This window comes from Limnospira sp. PMC 1279.21 (assembly GCF_032349615.1).
GTDB lineage: Bacteria > Cyanobacteriota > Cyanobacteriia > Cyanobacteriales > Microcoleaceae > Limnospira > Limnospira fusiformis.
The window spans coordinates 1-225 of the sequence record NZ_JARPLU010000631.1; the positions used below are offsets into that span (position 1 = coordinate 1).

1 pseudogene is annotated in these 225 nt (G+C 48.9%); it reads left to right on the forward strand.

What is annotated here, in order from left to right:
* Positions 1-225: pseudogene (locus P5683_RS26295) on the forward strand (hypothetical protein); the annotation flags it as partial.

The following is a 225-nucleotide window of genomic DNA, read 5'->3' on the forward strand; positions in this document are numbered from 1 at the left end:
AAGGATGGCATTTGCATAGTTCGGGAGGTTATCAGCTTTTAGAGGCGAATGAGCGGGGTTGGCTTTGGTGTGAAAGTTTAGGCTTTTGGCTAGGAACCTGGTCAGGAACTATAGACCGTGAGGAGGCAATTTGGCTGCGGTTTTATGATACGGAAGGTAATTTGGTGTTGTTACCGGAAGAGGCCGAACGCCAAAAAGCCGAACAAGCTCAACAGCTTGCTGAGG